We start from the raw sequence: 3661 nt of genomic DNA on the forward strand, positions 1-3661 counted from the left end.
AGCTGGACATCGACCTGGTGGTGCTGGCCCGCTACATGCAGATCCTCTCCGACGACCTGTGCAAGCAGCTCGACGGCAAAGCCATCAACATCCACCACTCCTTCCTGCCGAGCTTCAAGGGCGCCCGGCCGTACGTCCAGGCGCACGAGCGCGGTGTGAAGCTCGTCGGCGCCACGGCGCACTACGTCACGCCCGACCTCGACGAGGGTCCGATCATCGAGCAGGACGTCGTCCGCGTCGACCACTCGCGCAACCCCGACGAGCTGGTCACCATCGGCCGTGACGTCGAGGCCCAGGTACTCGCCCGCGCCGTCGAGTGGCACAGCCAGAGCCGGGTGCTGGTGAACGGCAAGTGCACGGTCGTCTTCCGCTGACGAACGGGCAGCCCTAGAGTGCGCAGAGGCAGTCGGCGTCAAGTGCCCAACCGGCCCCCTGTCCAGTCACTGTGGCCCCTCACCCCACACCGGCGAATGCGTATAGTTGCGTCATGAGCAACTACACCGCAGAGAGCGAAACAGCGGGCCCCGCGGTGAGCGGTGTGCAGTCCGTCGACCGCGCCATCAGCGTCCTGGAGATCCTCGCCCGGCGCGGCGAGGCGGGCGTCAGCGAGGTGGGCGCCGAGATCGACGTCCACAAGTCGACCGCGTTCCGTCTGCTCGGGGCTCTGGAGGCGCGCGGCCTGGTCGAGCAGACGGCGGAGCGGGGCAAGTACCGGCTGGGCTTCGGCATCGTCCGCCTGGCCGGCGCGGTCACCGGCCGCCTCGACATCACCCAGCAGGGCCGCCCGGTGTGCGAGCGGCTCAGCGAGGAGATCGGCGAGACCGTCAACATCGCCGTCCTGCAGGAGCACTACGCCGTCAACCTGTATCAGGTACGCGGCCCGGGCGCCGTCGGCACCCACAACTGGGTCGGTCAGCTCACCCCGGTCCACGCCACGTCGAGCGGCAAGATCCTGCTGGCCCACCTGCCGGCGAAGGATCGCGCCGACGTGCTCGCGGAGTCCGGGGTGCGGAAGCTGACGCCGCACACCCTGACGGCCAGGACGAAGCTGGAGAAGAACCTCGCCGAGGCGCGGGAGCGCGGGTACGCGGTGACGCTGGAGGAACTGGAGATCGGTCTGCACGCCATGGCGACCCCGATCCGGTCCCACGACGGCGAGGTCATCGCCGCGCTCAGCGCCTCCGGCCCCGCGTACCGCCTCACGGAGGAACGCATGCACGAGCTGGCACCCGCGCTGATCGGCGGCGCGCGGGATATCAGCCACCGGATGGGCTATCTGGGCTGAGGCCCCTCAGAGGCACTCGGCCCAGCGGCGTTCAGCGCAGTCAGCTCCGCGGCGACCGTGCCGACGCCGCCGCGTCGACGCCCCAGCGTGCCGTCACACGTATCGCGTCGGCCGTCGAGGCGACGTCGTGCACGCGCAGGCACCAGACGCCCTGTGCCGCGGCGAGCACGGACACAGCGGTCGTCGCGGCGTCCCGCTGCCGCACGGGGCGGGGTTCTCCCGTCGTCCGGTCCGCCAGCAGGCTGCCCAGGAACGACTTGCGTGACGCGCCCACGAGCACGGGATGTCCCAGGGCCACGACGTCCCCGAGGCGGCCCAGCAGCTCCCAGTTGTGCTCGGGCGTCTTGGCGAAGCCCAGCCCGGGGTCGACGACCAGGCAGCCCGGCCGCACCCCCACCTCCAGCGCCGCGTCGATCCTCAGCCGCAGTTCGTCGAGCACATCGGTGACGACGTCGTCGTAGACGGCCTTCGCCTGCATGCCGGCGGCGTGCCCGCGCCAGTGCATCAGCACGTACGGCATGCCCGCCCGGGCCATCAGCGGCAGCATCGCCGGGTCGGCGATGCCCCCTGAGACGTCGTTGACCAGCCGCGCGCCCGCGTCCAGAGCGCGGGCGGCGACCTCGGCCCGCATGGTGTCGACGCTCACGATCGCGCCCGCCGCGGCGAGTTCCCGGACGACGGGCAGGACGCGTCGCAGTTCCTCCTCCACCGGCGGGCGTGCCGCGCCGGGGCGGGTCGACTCGCCGCCCACGTCCACGATGTCCGCGCCCTGTTCGAGCAACGCGAGCCCATGTGCGACGGCCGCGTCCGCGGCGTACGACAGCCCGCCGTCGGAGAACGAGTCCGGGGTGACGTTCACGACCCCCATGACCAGCGTCCGGCCGGGCCGGGGCAGCCCGTGCGGGTGGAGGACCGGTGTCCCCGGGTGGGGTGGAGTGGTGGCGTGGGCCGTGGCGGTCACAGGCGTCCGACTTTCGATGTGCGTGACGAAAAACGTGGTGCGACGGGCCCGCTCAGACGTATTCCGACGCCGCGTCGAGCAAGTTGACGTACGTACGGGCCGAGGCGGCCGGCATCACGCCGGGGCGGTCGTTGTCCGCGAAGGCCGGCGAGCGTTCGTGGGCGCCGGTGGTGAGGACGACGCGGCGGGCGCGGATGCGCCGGACGCGTTCGCGGGAGACGTTCTCCGGGGCCTCGGCGCCGAGGTGGTTGGTGCGGCGTTCGACGGCGAGGAGGTGGATGTCGTCGTTGAAAGGTGCGGGTACTGCGGGTACTTGGGGGCGTGCGCGTTCATACGGCGGTGGCGTTCCTCTCCGCGGCCTCGACGACGTTGGCCAGCAACATCGCCCGCGTCATGGGGCCCACACCGCCGGGCATGGGCGCGATCCAGCCGGCGACCTGGGCGGCGTCCGGGTGGATGTCGCCGACCAGGCCCTGGTCGGTGCGGGTGATGCCGACGTCCAGGACCGCGGCGCCGGGGCGCAGCATGTCCTTGGTGACCAGTCCGGGCGAGCCGGCGGCGGCGATGACGATGTCCGCCTCGCGTACGTGCCAGGCCAGGCCCTTGGTGCCGGTGTGGCACAGGGTGACGGTGGCGTTCTCTGAGCGGCGGGTGAGCAGGAGGCCGATGGGGCGTCCGACCGTGATGCCGCGGCCGATCACGCACACCCGCGCCCCGGCGAGGGGCACGTCGTGGCGGCGGAGCAGTTCGACGATGCCGCGCGGGGTGCACGGCAGCGGTGCCTCGACGCCCAGGGTGAGCCGGCCGAGGTTGACGGGGTGCAGCCCGTCGGCGTCCTTGGCCGGGTCCATGCGTTCCAGTACGGCGTTGGCGTCCAGGTGGCGCGGCAGCGGGAGCTGGACGATGTAGCCGGTGCAGGCCGGGTCGGCGTTGAGCTCGTCGATCGTCTCCTCGACCTGCTGCTGGGAGGCGTCGGCCGGCAGGTCCCGGCGGATGGAGGCGATGCCGACCTGGGCGCAGTCGCGGTGCTTTCCGGCGACGTAGGCATGGCTGCCCGGGTCATCGCCGACCAGGACCGTGCCGAGCCCGGGCGGGCGACCGCCGGCCGCGGTCAACTTGGCCACGCGATCTGTGAGTTCGCGGCGGATGTCGGCGGCGGTCGCCTTGCCGTCGAGCAGCTGTGCGTTCACCGGTGGTGTTCCTTCCCTCGGATGCGACGCGGGGTGTCAGCCACGGAGGCGGGACATGGTGGGGTCGAACAGGGGCTCCTCGGCGACGACTGCCTCGACGCGCTGGTCGAAGTAGCCGATCTGCACGGACGTGCCAGGGGTGGCCAGCTCGGCCGGGAGCCAGGCGTAGGCGATGCCCTTGCCGATGGTGTAGCCGTAGGCGGCGCTGGTGATGTAGCCGACCGC

Annotated in this window: 5 protein-coding genes; 2 read left to right on the top strand and 3 right to left on the bottom strand. The window is 72.0% G+C overall.

Features of this window, described 5'->3' with window-relative positions; translation table 11 throughout:
* Positions 1-374, top strand: a 374-nt coding sequence (locus tag F3T56_RS49165) for a formyltetrahydrofolate deformylase (protein ID WP_246204867.1), incomplete at its 5' end; no start/stop codon positions are given.
* Positions 375-487: 113 nt separating this feature from the next.
* Positions 488-1285 (top strand): IclR family transcriptional regulator, encoded by a 798-nt coding sequence (locus F3T56_RS45505; RefSeq protein ID WP_149831323.1) that lies wholly within the window; start codon positions 488-490, stop codon positions 1283-1285.
* A 40-nt stretch (positions 1286-1325) separates the two neighbouring features.
* Here F3T56_RS45505 and folP read toward each other — a convergent pair whose 3' ends face one another.
* From folP to F3T56_RS45525, 3 genes are all read right to left on the bottom strand, one after another.
* Entirely contained in the window at positions 1326-2246 is a 921-nt protein-coding gene (gene folP, locus F3T56_RS45510; protein ID WP_149831324.1) for a dihydropteroate synthase, read from the bottom strand.
* A 329-nt stretch (positions 2247-2575) separates the two neighbouring features.
* A complete protein-coding gene (locus F3T56_RS45520; RefSeq protein ID WP_149831325.1) occupies positions 2576-3436 on the bottom strand; it encodes a bifunctional methylenetetrahydrofolate dehydrogenase/methenyltetrahydrofolate cyclohydrolase in 861 nt (286 codons plus the stop codon).
* A gap of 36 nt (positions 3437-3472) precedes the next feature.
* On the bottom strand, positions 3473-3661 hold a 189-nt coding region (locus F3T56_RS45525; protein ID WP_149831326.1), incomplete at its 5' end, for a glycine cleavage T C-terminal barrel domain-containing protein.

It is taken from the genome of Streptomyces tailanensis (assembly GCF_008386495.1).
Taxonomy (GTDB): Bacteria; Actinomycetota; Actinomycetes; order Streptomycetales; family Streptomycetaceae; genus Streptomyces; species Streptomyces tailanensis.